Source organism: Streptomyces litmocidini (assembly GCF_014649755.1).
In the GTDB taxonomy this organism is placed as follows: Bacteria; Actinomycetota; Actinomycetes; order Streptomycetales; family Streptomycetaceae; genus Streptomyces; species Streptomyces litmocidini.
Genome location: NZ_BMTQ01000008.1, coordinates 129,144 through 147,331, shown reverse-complemented (window position 1 = coordinate 147,331; position 18,188 = coordinate 129,144). Strand labels below are relative to the sequence as shown.

The window sequence follows — 18,188 nt, the reverse complement described above, 5'->3', positions numbered from 1 at the left end:
CGCTCCGCCTCGCTGACCGCCCCGTCGGCGAGGGCTCGACGCTCCGTGCGAGCGGTCTCACGAGGCCTTCCTCACCTTCCCGACTGGAGGGCGCCCCAGGTGCCGGAGCCGACGATGCCGTCGGCCGTCAGGGCGCGTGAGGACTGGTAGTCGCGCACGGCCTGGTCGGTGCCCGCGCCGAAGGCGCCGTCGACGGCCACCGTCCGGCCGAGCGCGGCGGTCAGGGCACGCTGGAGCCGGGTGACGGCTTCTCCCGTCGAGCCGCTCTGGACGGTGGGGGTGGTTCCGCGGGACAGCAGGGCGGTCCAGGTCTTCGGCCCGATCACTCCGTCCGCGGTGAGCCCCGTGCCGCTCTGGAAGTTCTGGGTGGCGGTGGTCGTGGCGGCGCCGAACGTCCCGTCCGGGGTGCCCGGGTCGTGTCCGGCGGCTTTGAGCAGGCACTGGGCCGCCTTGACCTGGTCGCCGGTCGAGCCGCTCCGGAGGGTGGGGTACGCGGTGAAGTCGAGGTTCGTCCCCGTGCAGTCGGGTGCGGGCTGTGTGCCGGTGCCCACGTCCAGGTGGTCGCGGTCGATGTTGATCGAGTAGCCGCCGTAGGACTCGGTGACCTCGCCGGCGTACTGGTGGATGCGCTGGTGGCCGGCCCAGGAGGTGGACGGAACGTAGGAACCGGTGTCGGTGTCGGCGGCGCCGTTCCACCAGGCGTAGAAGATGTGGTCGACCCGCGTGTAGGCGCTGTTGCCGTACTCGCTCGCGGCGTCCTTGATGCCGGAGGACGCGCTGGAGTAGAAGCCCGACAGGTAGCCGCCGCTGTGCAGCCGCTCGGTCCAGCCGGACAGGTACGACAGCACGGCCGCCTTGCAGGAGGCCGTGGAGGCGTATCCCTCGATGTCGCTGTAGACGGCGCTGCCCGCGGGGATGCCGAGGTTCGCCGCGGCGGTGAGGGCGGCGGCCGCCGCCGCGACGCCCTGGGACCTGGCCGTGGCGGGGTCGGTCGACATCTTCAGGGAGAAGCCCGTGCACGGGGCCTGGCGGCCGACGTCGATGGGGATCAGCCGCCAGCCGTTGCCGGTCTGACCGGTCACCCAGCTCGCGGTCAGGTTCGGCTGCGCGCAGCCGCGGAAGGAGCCGCTGATGTAGACGCCGACCGCGCTGTACGGCGAGCCGGCCTGCCAGGCGTTCATGGCGGCCGGGGAGGGCGCCGCGCAGGTGTCGAAGCCCTTGCCCAGGTAGCTGCCGGGTTGCGGTCCGGCAGCGGTCAGGGGAGTGGCGTCGGGCCGTCGGGCCGTGCGGGGCAGCTCGGTGCGCCTGGCACCCGGGGTGAGTTCGGCCGAGGCCAGGACGCCCCGCACCAGGTTCTCGGTCGCCGGGGTGTGGGCAGCGGTGACGAGGACGCCGGCGTCCTCGACCGCGATCTGGATGGTGTCGTTGCTGGACGCGGCGGTCGGAGCGGTGGCCTTGCCGCGTGGGGTCCGTGCGGTCACCGTCGTCGCCTGTCCGGCGGAGCGGGCGGTGAGGGGCTCCACGACGATGCCCGCCGTACGGCCCACGAGGTGTGCGGGGCAGTCGCTCTGCTCGGCGGGCTCGCCCAGGTAGACGGCGGGACGGTCGAATCGCAGGCAGGCGCGGGGCCTTTCGGTCAGGTCGACGACTTGCCAGTCGGCGGGGACCTCGATGCGGTAGCCGTGGTAGGTGACGGTCTGTCGGCCCGTCCCGGGAGGGGCGGCAGCCGTGGCGGATCCGGGCGCGGCGAACGCCCCGATCCCGGCGAGCACGGCCAGCGTGGCCGTTCCGGCGCGGACGCGCCAGGGGATGCGCGAGGCCATCAGGGCACTCCTGCTCGATGCGGGGAGGGGAGAGGGCGACGGGGCAGGTCTGTTCGGGGCGGGGACGAGCCGTGCCCGTCCGGAGGTCCGGTGTCCCGCCCGCCTCGTGCCTCGCGGGCGGTGCGGGCTCTCCGCCCCGGCCGGAGCCGGTCGGGGCGGAGAGCCCGCTGCCAGGGACGTGCGTACGGGTCAGACGCCGCAGTTGGGCGCGGACCAGGATCGGCTGGTGCGTCCGTCCACGTGGGTGTGGTCGTCGTGGTCGGGGTAGCCGGGGCCGAAGATGCCGCCGAAGCCGTGGTAGCGGGCCCGCTGGGCCAGCGTGCACAGCGACGGGCTGCCGGTCAGGTCGGCGGCGTCACCGTACAGGTGCCGACTGTTCGAGGCGCCGCCCACCGCGCTGTTGCAGGCGTACGAGCGGAATCCGCTGCTCACGGTCAGCGGCACGTCGCCCAGGGCGTGTCGCATGGCCTCCAGCTTCCACATCGTGCGCAGGCCGTTGGCCTTGGCCGTCGAGGCGCTGACCGCGCCGCCGGACCAGTCGGAGTTGCACTTGTTCAGTTCGGCGTAGGTGAAGTGGATCGGGGTGCAGTCCGGGTCCTGCAGGGCGTAGATCTTGCTGAACGTCTGGGAGCCCGCGACGCCGTCCGCGGGCAGACCGTACGCCTGCTGGAATCGGGTGACCGCGGCCTTCGTGGCCGGGCCGAACGCGCCGTCGACGGCGATGACCTCGCCGTACGCCGCGTGTCCGGCCACGCGGATCTGCAGCTGCGTCACGTCGGAGCCCGACATGCCCTCGGACAGGGTGCGGCCCCAGGTGTAGCACTCGTCGGCCTGGGCGGACCCGGCCGTGGACAGCATCCCACCCAGCGTTGCCATCATGACCATGACAATAGAGAGGGTGAGTTGGATCGTGCGCCGAAGCATCGCGCCTCCGTCCTGAGTTCTGATTCCCCGTCGAGGGGCTGAGGCGAGTGTGAGGCGTGTGAGCGGTACGTGTCCACACCGTCACCATCCGCCACAGGACCAGACCTCCGGAACCACCCCTCCGGAGGTCGACGGCCGCGGTGACGCCGGTCGCGCACCGGCCCGGATGCGCGCCGTCCCGCGGAATCGGACGCACGCCCGGCCCGGTCTGTCACGCCGGGCCCGGGACTACATCAGCTTCAGCTCCGCGCGCACCGCCTCCGCGACGGCTGCCGTCGCGTGCTCCGCGAACAGGATCGTGTAATGGTTGGTGTCGTCGACCCGGCGGGTGGCCATCCTCTCCGGGGAGAGGCCGGCCGCCGCCAGCCGCCCCTCGTCGTAGAGCCCCTGAGGCTCGTTCATCACTCCTCGCTCCGCCCACAACAGGGTGCCGCGCACCTCCGGCCGGTGGATGGCGGCCAGCGTCTCGGGGTCGCCGACGGGGCCCGCGCCGTCGGCGCGGATCGCGTCCAGGACACAGCTGCTGCGCATCTCCGGAGGCTCGCCGGTCAGGTCGCGGTCCACGTACGCCTGGACGTGCGGACCCCAGTGGGCCGTGAAGGCCGGGTGCTCACGGAAGAGCGCGCGGTACGCGTCGCCGTCCGGGAAGGTCGTCCTGAGCCGGCGCATCGCCGGGCCGATGACCGACTCGATCACCTCGTCGATGTCCGCGCCGCCCGGAATCGGGAATCCGAGGCCGCCGTCGACGAGGACCACGCGCGGGAAGCGGTCCGGGTGCCGCGCGGCGGCCACCGCGGTGGTGAACGCTCCCAGGGAGTGGCCGACGAGCAGAGCCTGACGCAGCCCCAGGTGATCGAGGAGGACGAGGACGTCCTCGACGTGCGCCGGGATGCCGTAGGGAGCGGGCAGACCTGCGCTGCCGGCCCGGCCGCGCAGGTCCGGGGCGTACAGATCGATGTCGCCGAGCTGTTCGGCGACGGCGCCGAAGGACAGGCTGTTGCCCGTGATGCCGTGCAGGGCGACGACCGCGGGCCCTGCGCCGGGCCAGCGGGTCACGGCGAGGTCGCCTCCTCGTACGGGGACGGCGAGTTCCTGCGGAGTGCGCGTGGTCATGCGGTCCTCTTCCCTCTGATCGGTCTCCGGCTGCCCGGCGCGGCGACACCGCCCGCGGCCGTGGAGACGGCCGGCACGAAGAGTGTCCCGAGAACGGGCGCGGGTTCAAGGCCCCGGCCCCGGGCCGTTCAAGGCCTCGGCCCCGGGCCGGCGGTCACGGGCCGGGGCGGGTGCGGATCACGCCGCCGTCGCCCGTCGCGACGCCCCGCCGCGTGTCGTGCACGGAATCGCCCCGCCGCCCCGCCGCCCCGCCGACGCCCGCGCCGGAGGGGGGCGCTCGACCGGCTCGGCACCACCGCGCCGGCCCAGGAGCCGCCCCCCGGCGGGAGGGGTTCCCGGACGCGACGGCCGCCGAGGACACCGGCTTCGGTCGTCCCGCGTTCCGGGCGGTCCGGGCTTGCCGGCCGGGGCCGCCACGCGTGCGGCACGGGCGGGGAAGGGGTGACGCGCAGCCGAACGGTCCGTGGACCTCGTCGCCGGTCCACGCGCCGGTGGCCCACTGGTCGCGGGCGGCAGCAGTGCTGCGATCACCGCCCACGCGGCGTCAGAAGCCTCCCCCTCCCTCAGGATCGGACCGACGACCCGATGACCGGAAGGACATCTTCTAGGCGAAGGTGAACCAGTTGATGTTGACGAAGTCGGCGGGTTGGCCGCTGTCGAAGGTCAGGTAGACGTCGTGGGTGCCGGTCGTGCGGCCGATGTCGGCGGGGACGGTGCGCCAGGCCTGCCAGCCGCCGGTGTTGGCGATGGCGAAGCTGCCCACCGGGGCTGCCGTGGGGCTGCCGAGGCGGACCTGGACCAGGCCGCTGACTCCGGCGGCGGCGCCGGACGCGACACGGGCGTCGAAGCGGGTGGCGCCGGTGGCACCGAAGGCGACGGACGAGAACTTGAGCCAGTCGCCGTTCGACAGCCGGCCGACGTCGGAGCCGCCGCCGCTGTCGGAGCAGGCCTCGACCTGGGCTCCCGACTGGGCGCTGAACGCCTCGGCCTGGATGGTGGCGAAGGCGCTGACCCCGCCGCCCGTGGCGGTCGGCGTCGGGGTCGGCGTGCCACCACCGTCGGTCATGCCGCCGACCGTGATCGTCCAGCGGCTGGGACTGCCGGACTGCACCTTGCCCTCGAAATCGACTCCGGCCGGGTGCACGTCGTCGTAGGGGAAGGCGTACCCGAGGTGGTCGGGGGTGGTGGCGTGCAGGATGCGGGCGTAGTGGTTGGTGCGCGGCCGGGTGTAGAAGGCGGCCGGGTTCTCGGCGGTCGGCTGGTGCGGGTTGTCCAGCAGGGTGGTGCGGTTGAACGCGGCGGCGAGCCGTGCGCTGAGGTTGCCCATCAGGTCGTTGCCCGTGGTGAAGGGCGCGTCGCTGCAGGAGAAGATCGACAGGGTCGACGGCTTGGCGAAGCTGCCGGCCCCGGGGAAGGTGAGGGTGTCGCCGTAGACCCGGCCGGTGAGGGTCCCCCAGGTGAACTGGGTGTCGATGCGCAGGTCGGTGGAGCGGTACTTGTTCCACACCTCGTCGACGTGACCGTCGAAGTAACCGCGGAACAGGGCGTTGTCGCCGCGGATCGCCAGGTTGGGGCTGAGCACGCGCAGGTCGCGCCCGCCGCCGGTGACGATGAGCCGGCTCCAGTCGCTGCCGTCGGCGGCGGACTGGGCGCGCAGGGCCGCGGCGACCCGGGAGAGCCCGTCGGAAGGCAGCCCGCGCACCGTCTGGGTGCCCTGGCCGGTCTCCAGCCGGAAGGCGATCGGCAACGAGACCATGTCGACGAACGTGATGTTCGCGTACAACTGGTCCGCGTTGAAGGTGAATTCGCAGAAGTCGTGGTGGACGTTCGCGTTGGGGTCGGTGGGGTTGCTCACCGACGGCAGGGCCAGCCCGCCGCCCCGGTTCATCAGGAAGGTGAGCTTCGCGCCCACGGAGAAGTAGATGCGGCCGCTGTACAGCCGGGGGAGCGTGACCCCGCGTGCCCCGGCGCCGGACGCGTTGAGCGCGATGGCGCAGTCGGCGCCGAGCGGGGTCTGGTCGTCGGCCGGGGCCGGAGGGTGGTACAGGGTGGCGCCGTCGGCCTGGACGAAGGCCCAGTTGCCGGCGGCGGCCGGGTCGCGGCCGAGCACGTAGGCGTACACCGTGTCGTTGCCGGTGGTGTTGACCAGGTCGAGGGGGAGCGTGGGCGTGGTGGCCGCGTGGGCGCCGGCCTCGAGCCAGGTGGCCACGGCGGGGACCGCCACGGCCAGGCCCGCGGTCGTGGCGAGGAGTTTTCTGCGGGACATCGTTCGCTGGTGGCGTGCCGTCATGGTGGGGGTCCGTTCTTCGTGAGGTGGGCTGGTGCGAGAGCGCTCTCAGGAACGACGCGGCGTCATTCGTCGGGCAGGGGGTGTCACGGAGGGGCGACTCCCGTGGCAACGTCAGGCGTCACTCCTCGAACGCCTCTGGACTGCGGTTTCCTCTCATGCCCCGGGGCTTGACGCTCTCCTGGGCTGCCTCGGGGGAGTGAGGGGGCGGACCGGACCTCCCGTGGCGATCGGCCGGCATCGGGTCCGTCCGACCCGCGCGGGCCGGACGGCAGCCGTACGGAGGGTCCTTCCGGGCGTTCGGGCCCGGAAGGGCCCGGTCGCCGTGTCGGGCTCAGGCGGTGTGGAGCCGCAGGCCGTACCGGCCGAGGATCTCGTTGACCGGCTGGAACCACGTCTCGCCTCCGGAGGAGCAGTTGCCCCAGCCGCCGGAGGTGACGCCCTGGGCCTGGTCGCCGCTGAGGAACGAGCCGCCGGAGTCGCCGCCCTCGGCGCAGACGCTGGTCTTGGTCATCTGGTACACGGCTCCCTGGCTGTAGTTGACCGTCTCGTTCTTGGCCAGGACCGTGCCGCAACGCCAGTGAGTGGTCGAGCCGGAACGGCAGATCGAGGCGCCCACCGGGGCCTCGGACGAGCCGCGGACCAGCTGGTCGGGGACGGTGCCCCAGCCCAGTACCACGGGCACGGTCCACCAGCCGCTGTGGATCGAGACGTACGCGTAGTCGTCGCCGGGGAACGACGAGCCCTGGAAGGTGCCCATCGCGGACCCGTCCCAGCCGCGCACCGCCGCGCCGGGCTGCCCGCAGTGCCCGGCCGTCACGAAGCCCCCGTAGACGGAGAAGCCGATCGAGCAGCGGACGTTACCGGTGTAGTACGGGTCACCGCCGACGGTTCCGGCCGCGTACGTGCGGGGCGTCCGTGCCGTCTCGGCGACGGTGACCGGGCCGCCGGCCCGGGCCCGGGCCACGAAGGACCGGACGTCGGGGGCCTGCCGTTCGGTGCGTACGACGTCGACCACGACGCTGTTGGTCCTCGGGTCGACGTGCCAGCCGGCCACTCCCGCGGGCGCGTGGAGCGCGTCCAGGCGCGACTTGGCGCGGTCCAGCGCGGCGGCGCTGTGCCGGACCAGTCGGGTGTCGGCACCCAGCGCTCGTACCTCCGCCTCCATGGAGCGGTCGGTCACGGCGACGACCAGCCGGCCGGTCGCAGGATCGAACCACGAACCGCCGTAGGCGGCGCCCGTGCGCCGACGCGCGGCCTTCTCCACCTCGACGGCGGCCTTCTCGGCGTTCAGCCGACCCTCGGCCTCGGCCGCGGTGAGCCCGAGGTCCCGGCGCATGGCGTCGAGCAGTCCGGCCGAGGCGGGAGCCGCCGGGGCGGGCTCCGGAAGCGGGGTCGCGCTCGCCACGCCGGAGTGGGCGGCACCGAGGCCGATCGTCAGGAGCAGGGCGGCGACGGCGGCACGCAGGGGGGTGGTGCGTTTCACGGGACCTCCTGTTGTGGGGCGGCCAATCCTTGAGAGCGCTCTCACCGAGCGTCGTCGTCACGTTAACCGCCCACGCTTGTCAGGTCCATACCAAAGTTCGGCCGTCGTCGCGGCAGCCTCGCACGACCGCTCCCGGGCATGGCGAAGTCCCGGACCACGGACCTGCGAGCCCATGTGTCGTCACGGGTGGCGACCGCGCGGGAGTTCTCGAGGCGGTTGACGGACCGTTCGACCTCGTTGCGCAGCGGACGCGGTCGAAGCCGACGGGCCGGTCACCTCCCCCGCGTCGGCGGTCGGGCTTCGGGATCCCGTGCCGGATCGGGGGCGTCCGCCCGCGTACGGCCTCCAGCTTCCCGGCGACGAGGCCGTAACGGGCGTCTGCCGCTGGTGGAGCGCCTGCCGGGCGGTCGGGGACCGATCTCCGCTGCGGGTGCTGCCCGCCGGGCCGCCCCCGTCGGTGACGGCGGCGTCGTGGGCGTCGGACAGGCGGGCCGCGTCGGACAGGCGGCCCGTCGGCCGACCGGCGTCCCGTCCGCGCAGCGAGCGGGCCCGGCCCGGGGGCCCGGTCCGGTGAGGACCGGGCCCCCGGGGGGTCACTGTGCGGCGGGGACGGTGTCCTCGAAGGTGGTGCCCGCGGAGCGGTAGGCGCCGACCTTGGCGGCCACCTGGGCCGGTGTGAGCACCTGGTCCTTGACGTGCAGGACGTAGTCGACCTTCTGGTCGTAGGCGCGGGGAGTGGTCGACGTCTGGCCGGCCAGGTCGATCAGCCACTGGTTGAAGTTGATGGACATGGGGCGCTCGGGGAGGTAGCGGGCGTCGTGCCGGCCGAACTCCCGGCCGTCGACGTAGTAGACGATTGCGTTGCCGTCGATGGTCAGGACGAGGTCGTGCCAGCCGTCGTAGCTCGTGCGGGACTCGGAGTGCTGGTTGACCGCCTCCCAGGGGTCGGGCCGGTAGGTCTCCCACGAGGTGGTGTAGAGGATGTCGGCCGGCTCGCCCCAACCGCCGTTGGGCAGGTACTCGAAGTCGTACTCGGCGTAGTCGTCGGCCATCGGGGCCTTGAGGTCGTTGATGGTGAAGAAGGTCTGGACGACGTGGTCGCCGTCCGGGCCCGAGAGCGGCGCGTCGGAGAAGCGGACGCGCGCCGCGTAGGTGCCGTTCTTGAACTTCGAGGCGCGGGTGAGGATCTCGGTGTGGCGGGTGGACTCGCCGGTCCCCGCGGTGGAGGTCCGCAGGTTCATGATCGAGTTCGTGCCGTCCTTGGCGAAGGTGACGTTCTCGGGGGCCCAGGTGGCGCCGGCCACGCCGGGGCCGCCGGAGTTGGAGCGCACGCTCCAGCCGTGGGCTCCGATCGCCGGGTCGGTGTGCCCGGTGTAGTCGAAGTCGTCGAAGAGCGCGGCCCCCGTGGGCGGCGGTGTGGTGGGGTCGGTCGGGGTGGGGGTCGGCGTGGGTTCGTCGCCGGCGGGCGCGGTGCCCCAGACCGGGACGCCGGCGACGGTCGCGGTGACCTTGGACCAGTTGGCGTACGTGGTCTGTCCGGGGCCGAAGGAGTAGTCGTCGCTCTGGTCGAGCGGCTGCCAGTCGGAGCGGTGGAAGCGCAGCTGCATGTCGCCGGTGTCGGCGCCGGGGGCGAGCGAACCGGCTCCGGCGGTGAAGCCGACCTCCAGGTAACGGTCCGCGGTCGCGGTGGGCCGGGCGAGGGTGCCGAAGGTGCCGGTGAGATCGGCGCAGCCCTTCACGGCCCACGAACAGGCGTAGGTGTACGACGCCCCGGCGTCGGCCTTGAAGTAGTAGCGCACCTTGACCTGGCTCAGCGGGACGCTCGACGTGCCGGTGTTGACCACCTTCAGCCAGGGCTCGACCTGGTCGCCGCCGGTGGCGCTCTGCCGGTACTGGACGGCGACGGCCTCACCGGCCGCCGCCGCGGGAAGCGCCGTGAGGGCGGTGGCGCCGAGCCCGGTCACCGTGGCGACGGCGAGCGCCGCACGGATCCGCAGCTTCCTGTTCCTCGACGGGTCACTCATGGGGGTTCCTCTCCTGTGAAGGGGGTGGAGCGGGGATGCGGGGGCGGTCACGGGGACGCGGGGGAGAGACGGCGCGGCACTCCGAGGGCGTCGAGCCGGATCCGGTGGTGGCGGAGGCGTTCCTGGAAGCCGGGCCAGTCGTGCCGGCCGGTCCAGACGACCTCGGCCAGCGCGCAGAGCCGGGGGAAGGTCAGGTACTCGGCGTGCGCGGCGGTGGGCACGTACTCGGTCCACAGCTGGACCTGGGAGCCGAGGACCCGGTCGGCTTCCTCGGGGCTCCAGTCGGCCGGTGCCGGGTCGTTGCCGTGGACGGCGCGCAGGTCGACGACCTGGCCCGTCTGGCCGGGCGGCTCGGCCGGGCCGGCGGACTGGGGGTAGTCGAGGTACGTGGTGCGGTGCGGTGCCATGACGACCCGGTGTCCGCGGCGGACCGCGGTGCGTCCGTGGGCGACGTCGCGCCAGGGCATGACGGTGAAGTACGCGGGGAGGTCGGTGCCGTTCTCGGTCCAGCCGAGCGGCCTGCGCCCGGCGTCGAGGAGGTGGCGTCCGATCCGTTCCATGAACCAGCCGTGCAGGGCGTCGGGGCCGGACAGCCCTTCCTCGGCGGCCCGGCGGCGGGCGGCGGGGGAGGCGTGCCACTCGGTGGTGGGGCACTCCTCGCCGCCGACGTGGACGTACGGGGACGGGAAGACGTCCATCACCTCGTCCAGGACGGTGCGGCAGAAGGCGAGGGCCTCGTCGTGGACGCCGAGGACGGTGTCGCAGACGCCCCAGCGGTCCCAGACGTCGTAGGTGCGGCCCGGGTGGTTGCCGAGTTCGGGGTAGGCGGCGAGGGCGGCGCGGACGTGGCCGGGCATCTCGATCTCGGGCACGACGGTGACCCCGCGCCCGGCCGCGTACGCGACCAGGCCGGTGAGCTCGGAGCGGGTGTACGCGCCGCCGTGCGGCAGGCCGCCGATCTCGGTGAGCCGGGGCAGGGCGCCGACGGGCATCCGCCAGCCCTGGTCGTCGGTGAGGTGGAGGTGGAGGACGTTGAGCTTGTGGAGGGCGAGGAGGTCGACGTACCGCCGGAGGAAGGAGACGGGGCGGAAGCGGCGGGCGACGTCGAGCATGGAGCCGCGCCAGGGGAAACGGGGGACGTCGGTGATCTGCGCGCAGGGGACCGACCACTCGACGCCGGGTACCGGCTCCGGGTGGAGGGCTTCGACGGGCATGAGCTGGCGCAGGGTCTGGACGCCGGCGAGGAGGCCCCGGGGACGGGCGGCCCGCAGCAGGATCCCTCCGGTGCCGACGGTCAGTCCGTACCCCTCGTCGCCGAGGCCCGTGAGGGCGCGGTCGAGGGCCAGGACGACGGAGCCGTCGGGTCGGGCGGGCAGGGGCAGGCCGGTGGCCGGTCCGAGGAGGGTGCGCAGCAGGTCGGCGGCGGCGTCGGCGCCGGGGGAGACCTTGAGCGCGGTCGTGGCGTCGAAGGTGAACCGGCCCGGGAGGACCGAGAGGTGGGTGGGTTCGGGAACGAGGCGGGGCACGGGCATCGCGGTGCGTTATCCCTTCACGGCTCCGCCGGTCATTCCGGCGGCGACCCGGCCCTGCAGGACCAGGAAGAGGACGAGGACGGGCAGGGCGAAGAGGGTGGAGGCGGCCATGGTGGCGCCCCAGTCGGTGCCGAAGACGTTGGAGAAGGACGAGAGCCAGACGGGCAGCGTGCGGTCGTCCTGGTTCTTGATGATCAGCATGTTGGCGAAGGCGAACTCGTTCCAGGCGGTGATGAAACCGAACAGCGAGGTGGCGAGGAGGCCCGGGGCGAGCAGGGGCAGGGTCACCCGGCGGAACGCGGCCGCGCGGGTGCAGCCGTCGACCTGCGCGGCCTCCTCGAGCTCCGCCGGCACACCCGCCAGGAAGGAGCGGAGGGTCACGATGGTGAAGGGCAGGGTGATCATGAAGTAGACCAGGCTCAGCGTCGCCAGCCGGTCGAGCAGGTCGGCGTCCCGGGCGATGACGTACATCGGGATCAACAGCGCTTCCCAGGGCGCCACCTGGGCGAGGAAGACCATCAGCAGGAAGCCCCGTCGGCCGCGCCAGCGCAACCGTGCCACGGCGAAGGCGGCGGCGAGCGCCACCACCAGGGCGAGCAGGACGCACCCGGCGGTGACCAGCAGGCTGTTGCGCCAGAAGGACCAGAAGCCGTCCGCCGCGACCGCGTTCCGGAAGTGCTCCAGGGTGACGGAGCCGGGCAGGAAGCGCGGGGTCTCGGACTGGATGTCACGGGTCGGGCGGAAGGCGGTGAGGACCATCCAGTAGACCGGGAAGACGGCGAGGACGAAGACGAGCGTCGCCGCGGTGTTCAGCGGAAGTCGGCGCAGGGCGCGCGGCGTCACCGTTCGGCCTCCTGTCGGAGCAGCTGGCGGAAGTAGGCGATGAGCACGGCCACGAGGAGGAGGACGGTGAGGGTGGAGACGGCCGCACCGAGGTCGTACCGGTGCAGGGACTGCGCGACCCGGTAGGCGTAGACGGGCAGGGTGGTCGTCGCCTCGCCCGGACCGCCCTCGGTGACGGCCCAGATCTGGGCGAAGCAGCGGAACACCCAGATGACTTCGAGGCAGAGGACCAGCCCGAAGACCGGTCTCAGCAGGGGCAGGGTGATCGACCGGAAGATCCGTCGCCCGTCGGCCCCGTCGAGCCTGGCCGACTCGTACAGCTCGGCCGGGACGGTGAGCAGCGCCGAGTGGAGGGTGATCGCGACGAACGGAACCGACTGCCACACCACGAGCAGGACGAGGACCGTGAACGCGGCGGGGCCGTCGGCCAGTCAGGAGTAGCCCTCGAAGGACGCGAACCCCAGCCGGACGAGGACCCAGTCGACCACACCGAGACGGGACGCGAAGAGCCACTGGAAGACGGTGGTGGTGGCGATGACCGGACTGGCCCAGGCGAGGACGAGTCCGCTCGTCACCAGGAACCGCATCCGCCGGCCGAGCCGCTGCATCATCAGGGCGACCAGAGTGCCGATCACCATGATCAGCGTGACGTTGACCAGGGTCCACCAGAGCGTGCGCCGGACGACCTCCCGGAACTCGGGATCGGCCAGCACCGTCCGGTAGTTGCGGAACCCCACGAAACCGGCGCCGCCGCGGATGAGTTCGCCCATGCCGTACTGCTGGAAGGAGATCAGCAGGTTGCGCACCAGGGGGTAGCCGAGGAGGAGCGCCCCGCCGAGGACGGTGGGGGCGACCAGGAGATAGGGCCGGAGGGCCCGCCCGAGCGGCGGCCTCACCCGTCGGGGCCCGGGTGGCGCGAGGGGGCGCTCCCGCGGAGCGGTCCGCGCCGGACGGACGGCGAGTCGGCGGTCGTGGCTCACGAGCCGAGCGTCCTGGTGATGCTCGCGGACGCGGTCGCGGCCGCGCGAGCGGGGTCGGTTCCGGTCAGGACGGCGGTCATGTACTGCTTGATCGGGTTGGTGGCCTCGACGGCGGCCCACTGCGGGGAGTTCGGCGTCGCACGGCCACGGGCCGCGCCCGCGGCCATGGCTGCCGTGCCCTCGTCGCCCTGGATGACGTGTGCGAGGGAGGTGCGGTTGGGGACGTAGCTCATCGTCCTGGCCATGTCCGTCTGCCACTTCTCACCGGCCAGCGCCTTCACCACCTGGTAAGCGGCGTCGGGGTGGCCGGAGGACTCCGGGACGATGAGGTCGGAGCCGCCGGTGAAGACCGCGCCGGGCTGCTCCGCCGTCCGGCCGGGCACGGGGAAGAAGCCGAGCTTTCCCTTGAGGGCGGGATTGATCTCCTCGACGATCTTCGCGCCGCCGGGGACGGTGATGATCTGGGCGACGTCGCCCCTGGCGAAGACCTCCGCCTGCGGGGGCTTGGCCTCGTCGGAGTCCTTGGGGCCCTTCCCGAGGGCCTGGAGCCGCCGGTAGAAGTCCATGCCGGCGAGGGCCTGCGGGGTGTCGAGCGCGCCCTTCCACGTCGTGCCCTCCCGGACGGCGAGGTCGCCGCCGGCCTCCCAGACGAAGCCGGAGAGCGTGTACCAGTTCTGGCCGGGGAGGTAGATGCCCTGGGTCCCGCCGCGGTTGAGCCTCGCGGTGACGGCGAGCCATTCGGCCTGGGTCTTCGGCGGGGCGGTGACGCCCGCCCGGGCGAAGAGGTCCTTGTGGTAGATGACGACGCGGTTGGCCGCGTACCAGGGGATGCCGTACTGCCGGCCGTCGACCTTGCCGGGTTCGGCGAGTCCGGGCAGCCAGTCGGCGCCGTTCAACTCGGCCGTCCTGGAGCTGAGGTCGCGCACCCCTCCGCTCGCCGCGTACTGGGCGACCTGGGTGTTGCCGACCTCGATGACGTCCGGGGCGTCCTTGCTGGCGAGGGCGGCGGTGACCTTCTCGCCGATGCCGTCCCACTCCTGGATCTGGATGTCGAGGTCGACGTCCTGGTGCTCGGCCTCGAAACCCGTGCGGAAGCGGGTGAGGAAGGCGTCGGTGACGCTGTCCTTCATGATCCAGACGGTGACCTTCTGCGGTCCGCCGGAGGCCGCCGGATCGCCGGGGCCGCCGCAGGCCGTGACGGCGAGAGCGATGGTCGCCGCGAGGGTGACGGAGCCGGCGAGGGGACGAGTCTTCACGGGCGCCTCGATGAGTAGTTGACCAATTGGTCAAGTGGTCAGGTGTGTGACCAGAAGGTGGCACGGACCGTAGGAGGCGTCAATCCCCTGAAAAACATGTGCTGTTCACCCGCCGACAGGCCGGCTCACCCCGCTACCATCAGCCTTACCAGTTGACCAGTCAGGGAGAGTGGCATGAAGGACGGCTCCTCCAGCGGGGTGCTGAAGCGGGAGCGGGTGCGGGAGCACCTCCTCGGCCTCGTCGAAAGCCTCGGCCCCGGCGACCCGATCCCCTCCGAGCGCACCCTCTGCGCCGTCCTGGAGGTCTCCCGGCCCACGCTGCGCGCCGCCGTCGACGAACTCGTCGCCACCGGACTGCTGGTGCGGGAGCACGGACGCGGCATGTTCGTCGCCCCCGCCAAGATCACCCAGCAACTCGCCCCGGACGAGACGGCCTTCACCGTCCCCAGGGCCTCCGGCGATTGGTCCAGCACCGTCCTGGAGTCCGCCACCGTCCGGGCCGGCGCCCGCATCGGCCGCAGGCTCCGCCTCTCACCCGCCGCCGAACTGCTCTACGTCGCGCGCCTCCGTCTCGTCGACGGAGCGCCCATGGCCATCGAGCACCTGCACATCCCGGCCGACCTGGTGGGCGCCGAGCTCAGCCCGGAGGAACTCGAAGCGGGCGACCTCTACGACCACCTGAGGGAGCACCACCGGGTTCACGTCAAGGAGGCCACCCAGTCGATCGAACCGACCGTCGTCAGCGAGGACGAGGCCGCCCTCCTGGACGTCCCCGTCCTCTCGCCCGCGCTGCTGATCGAACGCCTCACCCTCGACACCGCCGACCGGCCCGTCGAGTACGTCCACTCCGTCTACCGGGGGGACCGCTACCGCATCGTCTCCCGTCTCGACTTCACCCGCGACGGCCTGGTGACGTCCTCGACCGAAGGAGATGCATACTGACCGGCGGGCGGACGGCGCACCGGTGAGGGGACGGCATGGCACTGAAGCGGGCACGGGTCCGGGAACATCTGCTGGCGGTGATCGACGGCCGCCGCCCCGGCGACGCCATCCCCTCCGAGCGCACCCTCTGCGCCGTGCTGGAGGTCTCCCGGCCCACGCTGCGCGCCGCCGTCGACGAACTCGTCGCCACCGGACTGCTGGTGCGGGAGCACGGACGCGGCATGTTCGTCGCCCCCGCCAAGATCACCCAGGAGCTCGTCGCCGAAGACCACCCGGCGGGCGCTCCCCGGAGTCCCGGCGGCTGGACGAGCACGGTGCTCGAATTCCGCACCACACGGGCCGGGGCGCGGATCGGCCGCAGACTCGCGATCTCCCCGGCGGCGGAGCTGGTGCACGTGACCCGCCTCCGGCACGTCGACGGCGCACCGATCGCCCTGGAACAGCTGCACGTCCCCGCCGACCTGGTCCCCGGACTCACCGTCGCCGACATGGAGAGCGGCTTCTACGCCCATCTGCGCGAGCGGCGCGGCATCCGGACGGCCCACGCCGTCCAGTCCATCGAGCCGACCGTGCTCAGCGAGGAGGAGGCGGCCCTCCTGGAGGTGCCCGTCCTCTCGCCCGCCCTCCTCTTCGACCGGGTCACCTCCGACACGAACGCCCGGCCGGTCGAGTACGTCCGCTCCCTCTACCGCGGCGACCGCTACCGCGTCGTCACCCGCCTCGCCCTCGGCGACGGCGCGCCTGACCACCCGGAGGCGGACGCCCCCCGGGGCGGGGCGTGGTGGGGAACGGTGGGGTGATCCGACCGCGCGGAGCGGTGGCGCGGCATCGCTTCGAGGCTCGTGCCCGCAGCTGGACCCTGCCGGACGCCACGCCTCGCCCCCCGGGCCGTCGGCGCTCCCCGCCGGCCTCGTACCACGGACGGGCCCGTGCGCGGGACGGCGGAGGCGCAGTCACAGCGCGGGCAGAATCGGCAGTTCCGGCCCCCGACCGGCGCCTCGGGACGCCCGCGGGGGACAGCAGGGGCGGCCGGTCACGAGCGGGGCGTCGACCGGGCAGCGCCCGGGGAGGACCGTCGACGCCCACCGGCGGACGGGCCGCCCCGGCCGCTACGGACCGGCCGCCCCGGCCGCTACGGACGGGCCAGGACGTCGCCCAGCCGGTGGGCGTAGATCACCCTGCCGCACGGGGAGCCCGCGTCGGTGCAGCCCGCCGTGCCGTCCGCACGGTGCTCGGTCAGCGACCAGAGGTACTGGGTGCCGCCGGGCACGCTCTGGCCGTGCTCGACGTACAGGTCCTCGGGGCCCACGGCGTTGGTGATGTTGCTTCCGTAGTCGACCAGACGGCCGCCCGTGACGGTGGCTCGACGCAGGCTTCCGCTGTGGTCGAGGTAGCTGCGGTTGAAGTAGTACATGCCGTTGTACCGGGCGGCACCCTGGGTGAGGTCCCGGGGCAGGTAGTACGCGGACGTCGCCGTGACCGTTCCGCCGGTCTCCTTGAGCAGGCCCGTGGCGTCATCGATGGGGAGCGCCCCGATCCGGCCCTTTTCCGGGTGGTCGGTGTCGGAGTTGCAGTATTCGCCCATGATCAGTGCCGGGGCCGCCACGGCGCTGCGGTCGACCGAGATGTACGACGCCTTGGGGGCCCCGGTCGCCACGCACGTCCCCGCGCTCGAGTTGCCCTGGGAAGCGACGAACTTGTACGACGCCACCTGCGGCATCACGTACCGGTAGGTGTGGCCGTAGTAGACGTTGCTCTGTCGGCCGATCTTGCTCTCGTCCGTGACGTTGCTCTTCAGGCCGTTGAGCGTGGTGTCGTCCACCGAGGCGTTCTGGTCGGGGTTGAGGTCCAGGACGGAACGCATGTCGAAGACCCGCAGGCCGTTCATCGTGTCCGCGACGTAGAGGTAGTACTTGTACCAGGCGAGGCCCCCGGCATGGATGTCGACGGCCTTGTAGGAGGCGTTGCCGTACGAGTTGAAGTACGGCTCGACCAGGAGGACGTGACGGTACCGGCGGCCGTCGGGGACGCCTGTGACGGGCGTCTCCGGGTCCAGGAACGACAGCCTCACACCCTTGTCGGGGCAGGTGCCGGGGTCCGCTGTGCACAGGCTGGTGCTCGCCTTGTCGTACCAGGCGGCCACCAGCGGCTTACGGGTTCCCCAGAGTTCGTCGGCCTGGGCGTCCGAGACACCTGTGAGGCCCTGCGGGATCCACTCCTCGGTGTCGGCGTCGCCCGCGTCCCAGCAGATCTTCTCGGCCGGGGCGAGCACGGCGCCGTCGTCACCGGTACCGAAGGGGTCCGCAGTGCACGAGGCGCCGGTCTTCGCGGTGCGGTTGCCCTGGTCGAGCAGATCCTGGATGCCCTGCGTGGGCAGGGCCGCCTTCAACCCGGCCACCGCGCTGCTCAGGTCGGGGCCGGACTTGAGGTTGAAGGAAGAGGCGGCGGCCGGGTCTCCGGGGGTCGCGGCCCGCGCCGGAGTGCCGAGGACCGGTACGGCCAGGACCGCCGTGGCGAGCGCGGCGATCCAGCCTGCGTGACGACGGGAAGGGGACTTCGGTGATTGACGCGCAGTCAACATGCTGTGGCCTTCACATAGGTGGGACGGGAAGGCCGGGATCATTTCAATCCGTGTCCGGTCGCGTCCAGGCGGATGGCCGTATTCCGCTCTTCTGCCCCGCAAGCGCGTTTTCGCCGGTGGCGCTATCGATGAGGGGCGTCACTCTGTGTGACCGTTTCGGCTCCGCCGGGCCGCCCGTGAACCGGTCCGGTGCCGACGGCGGCATGGACCGGCACCGGGCCCCCGTCGCCCCGGCAACGCTGTCGTACGGGGAGCTGCGGGCCACGTCGTCGCTGGTCACGGGCATCGAGGAGGCGTCCGCCGAGTCGTACGAGGACGGCTCGTTCCGGTACGTGCCGATCCGGCCGACCGGGTCTGAAACGCCGGGTGGCGGGTGCCCCCACCGAAGTGGGGGCAC

General features: G+C 72.6%; 12 protein-coding genes and 2 pseudogenes. 3 read left to right on the top strand and 11 right to left on the bottom strand.

Annotated elements, in window-relative coordinates:
• Positions 1-71 precede the first annotated feature (71 nt).
• The 10 genes and pseudogenes from IE180_RS19175 to IE180_RS19130 form a co-directional block, all read right to left on the bottom strand.
• Entirely contained in the window at positions 72-1,823 is a 1,752-nt protein-coding gene (locus IE180_RS19175) for a glycoside hydrolase domain-containing protein (RefSeq protein ID WP_190158113.1), read from the bottom strand.
• 189 nt (positions 1,824-2,012) lie between these two features.
• Positions 2,013-2,747: a D-Ala-D-Ala carboxypeptidase family metallohydrolase gene (locus IE180_RS19170; protein WP_190158112.1), complete on the bottom strand. Its 735-nt coding sequence runs from the start codon at positions 2,745-2,747 to the stop codon at positions 2,013-2,015.
• A gap of 228 nt (positions 2,748-2,975) precedes the next feature.
• A complete protein-coding gene (locus tag IE180_RS19165; RefSeq protein ID WP_190158111.1) occupies positions 2,976-3,860 on the bottom strand; it encodes an alpha/beta fold hydrolase in 885 nt (294 codons plus the stop codon).
• Between the two features lie 604 nt (positions 3,861-4,464).
• A complete protein-coding gene (locus IE180_RS19160; protein WP_229860618.1) occupies positions 4,465-6,150 on the bottom strand; it encodes a glycoside hydrolase family 64 protein in 1,686 nt (561 codons plus the stop codon).
• A 331-nt stretch (positions 6,151-6,481) separates the two neighbouring features.
• Positions 6,482-7,633 (bottom strand): S1 family peptidase, encoded by a 1,152-nt coding sequence (locus tag IE180_RS19155; RefSeq protein ID WP_190158110.1) that lies wholly within the window; start codon positions 7,631-7,633, stop codon positions 6,482-6,484.
• 593 nt (positions 7,634-8,226) lie between these two features.
• The gene (locus IE180_RS19150; protein WP_190158109.1) at positions 8,227-9,657 is read right to left on the bottom strand and encodes a cellulose binding domain-containing protein; all 1,431 of its coding nucleotides are present in this window, start codon (positions 9,655-9,657) and stop codon (positions 8,227-8,229) included.
• 47 nt (positions 9,658-9,704) lie between these two features.
• Complete coding sequence (locus IE180_RS19145; RefSeq protein ID WP_190158108.1) at positions 9,705-11,189, bottom strand: beta-N-acetylhexosaminidase; 1,485 nt, start codon at positions 11,187-11,189, stop codon at positions 9,705-9,707.
• A gap of 9 nt (positions 11,190-11,198) precedes the next feature.
• Positions 11,199-12,032: a carbohydrate ABC transporter permease gene (locus tag IE180_RS19140; RefSeq protein WP_190158107.1), complete on the bottom strand. Its 834-nt coding sequence runs from the start codon at positions 12,030-12,032 to the stop codon at positions 11,199-11,201.
• Positions 12,029-12,928: pseudogene (locus tag IE180_RS19135) on the bottom strand (carbohydrate ABC transporter permease). The gene IE180_RS19140 and the pseudogene IE180_RS19135 overlap by 4 nt, the downstream one beginning before the upstream one ends.
• Before the next feature lie 80 nt (positions 12,929-13,008).
• Positions 13,009-14,268 (bottom strand): extracellular solute-binding protein, encoded by a 1,260-nt coding sequence (locus tag IE180_RS19130; RefSeq protein WP_190158106.1) that lies wholly within the window; start codon positions 14,266-14,268, stop codon positions 13,009-13,011.
• Between the two features lie 174 nt (positions 14,269-14,442).
• Here IE180_RS19130 and IE180_RS19125 point away from each other — a divergent pair, with 174 nt between their 5' ends.
• Both IE180_RS19125 and IE180_RS19120 read left to right on the top strand, forming a co-directional pair.
• Entirely contained in the window at positions 14,443-15,210 is a 768-nt protein-coding gene (locus IE180_RS19125) for a GntR family transcriptional regulator (RefSeq protein ID WP_190158105.1), read from the top strand.
• Between the two features lie 35 nt (positions 15,211-15,245).
• Positions 15,246-16,010, top strand: a complete 765-nt coding sequence (locus IE180_RS19120; RefSeq protein WP_190158104.1) for a GntR family transcriptional regulator — start codon at positions 15,246-15,248, stop codon at positions 16,008-16,010.
• Between the two features lie 332 nt (positions 16,011-16,342).
• Here IE180_RS19120 and IE180_RS19115 read toward each other — a convergent pair whose 3' ends face one another.
• Entirely contained in the window at positions 16,343-17,791 is a 1,449-nt protein-coding gene (locus IE180_RS19115) for a hypothetical protein (protein WP_190158103.1), read from the bottom strand.
• Between the two features lie 224 nt (positions 17,792-18,015).
• Between IE180_RS19115 and IE180_RS19110 the strand changes: the two are divergent.
• A pseudogene (locus IE180_RS19110) lies at positions 18,016-18,149 on the top strand (SAM-dependent methyltransferase); the annotation flags it as partial.
• Positions 18,150-18,188: the final 39 nt, after the last annotated feature.

Excerpts from the sequence above, each read along its gene's own strand:
- IE180_RS19175 (WP_190158113.1), bottom strand. The coding sequence starts at position 1,823 with ATGGCCTCGCGCATCCCCTGGCGCGTCCGCGCCGGAACGGCCACGCTG.
- IE180_RS19170 (WP_190158112.1), bottom strand. The coding sequence starts at position 2,747 with ATGCTTCGGCGCACGATCCAACTCACCCTCTCTATTGTCATGGTCATG.
- IE180_RS19165 (WP_190158111.1), bottom strand. The coding sequence starts at position 3,860 with ATGACCACGCGCACTCCGCAGGAACTCGCCGTCCCCGTACGAGGAGGC.
- IE180_RS19160 (WP_229860618.1), bottom strand. The coding sequence starts at position 6,150 with ATGACGGCACGCCACCAGCGAACGATGTCCCGCAGAAAACTCCTCGCC.
- IE180_RS19150 (WP_190158109.1), bottom strand. The coding sequence starts at position 9,657 with ATGAGTGACCCGTCGAGGAACAGGAAGCTGCGGATCCGTGCGGCGCTC.
- IE180_RS19145 (WP_190158108.1), bottom strand. The coding sequence starts at position 11,189 with ATGCCCGTGCCCCGCCTCGTTCCCGAACCCACCCACCTCTCGGTCCTC.
- IE180_RS19125 (WP_190158105.1), top strand. The coding sequence starts at position 14,443 with ATGAAGGACGGCTCCTCCAGCGGGGTGCTGAAGCGGGAGCGGGTGCGG.
- IE180_RS19120 (WP_190158104.1), top strand. The coding sequence starts at position 15,246 with ATGGCACTGAAGCGGGCACGGGTCCGGGAACATCTGCTGGCGGTGATC.
- IE180_RS19115 (WP_190158103.1), bottom strand. The coding sequence starts at position 17,791 with ATGTTGACTGCGCGTCAATCACCGAAGTCCCCTTCCCGTCGTCACGCA.